Source organism: Mesorhizobium sp. M7A.F.Ca.US.014.04.1.1 (assembly GCF_003998745.1).
Classification (GTDB): domain Bacteria; phylum Pseudomonadota; class Alphaproteobacteria; order Rhizobiales; family Rhizobiaceae; genus Mesorhizobium; species Mesorhizobium ciceri.
Window position 1 is genome coordinate 1 of the sequence record NZ_RZRW01001010.1, and the last position, 1,265, is coordinate 1,265.

General features: G+C 60.8%; 1 pseudogene. It reads right to left on the reverse strand.

From position 1 onward, the window contains the following. Positions 1-47: 47 nt before the first annotated feature. Positions 48-1,265 (reverse strand): annotated as a pseudogene (locus tag EOA22_RS34025) (exopolysaccharide biosynthesis protein); the annotation flags it as partial.

Genomic DNA, 1,265 nt, shown 5'->3' on the forward strand with positions numbered 1-1,265 from the left:
TGAACCGCCCCCGGATCTTTCGTAGCCCAGGGACGAGCCTGTGGCCGTCATGCTATCTGCTCGCGCAAGAGGTCGGCGCTATCCTCGAGCCGATATCCGGCATGTTTTTTCAAGTTCACTTGCGTGAGGACGCTGCCGACGGGTACCGCAAGAGAACCGTTGCCCTGAAGGAGTTCCAGCACCCCGCGAGCGAGGGTACGTGGCGTTTTCCTCCATCGGACGGCAAAAAGCACCGCATCAGCCCATCCAGCCAGAAATTTGGCTTCCGGCCGCCCGAGCGCCGACGGCAGGTTTATGATGACGATGCGATAGGTCAAGTGCAGATCCGCCATCACTTTGCCCCCATCCTCGCAGGACAACACCGCCAGCAGATCGTCCGACGGAGCAGCGGTCATCACGTCGATGCCGATTTCATGCAGACTGGCCACGGCGTTTTCCAGGTTGCTGCGATTGCAGACATAATCAGCGAAGGAATGGCGGCTCTTGCGCTCGCTGAACTGATGCAGGAACTCGAGCGTGAGTTGAACGCCCTTGCGTTCAAGATCGATCAAGAGAACACGACCGCCCATCCGCGTGCCGGCCAGCGCCAGACTCCATGCGAGCTCGGTCCCCCCATCCTCCGGGACGCTGGAGGTGACAAGCGCCGTGTACGACGAACGAGCCCTCAGCGCATTGGGCGCCGCAGCAATCAGCAACGACGTCACGGCGCGGCTATAGGCGGAGCTGCGCTCGCCCAGGACAAGGGTTCGCAGTCGTTTGGCATGCACCCTGCCTGCTTCGGGAATCTGCCCCATACATGGAACCTTGAGCACCGCTTCCGCCTCGGTCTCACCGCGGAAAGTCCGATCGAAGTGATTGCGCATCGTGACGAAAATCGCGCCCAGTATAGCGAACACAATCATCCCGGGCGGAACAAGGAAGATGGCGGGCAAGGTCTGCGGGATGGTCGGCGGCCATGCCGCCGATAGGATGGAAATTCCAGCCGAGGGAACTCCGATACGCCGCGTCAAATCCTGTTGCCGGCCAAGAAGTTCGTTGTATCGCTGGGTCAGCAAACTGACCTGCGGCTCGAGAACCCGCAACCCGGAAAGCCGGCTGGCGGTGTCGGCCATGACCGCATCCAAAATGGCCTTCCGGCTCTCAAGAGTGGCGATCTGGGCACGGAAAATGTTTGCGTCCGCAGCAATCTTGTCGATGCCTTGTTCGACCTTGCTTTCGGTCAGGTTTCTGAGTTCTTGGTCCGCAGGCGCGCGAGCCTGTCGCGC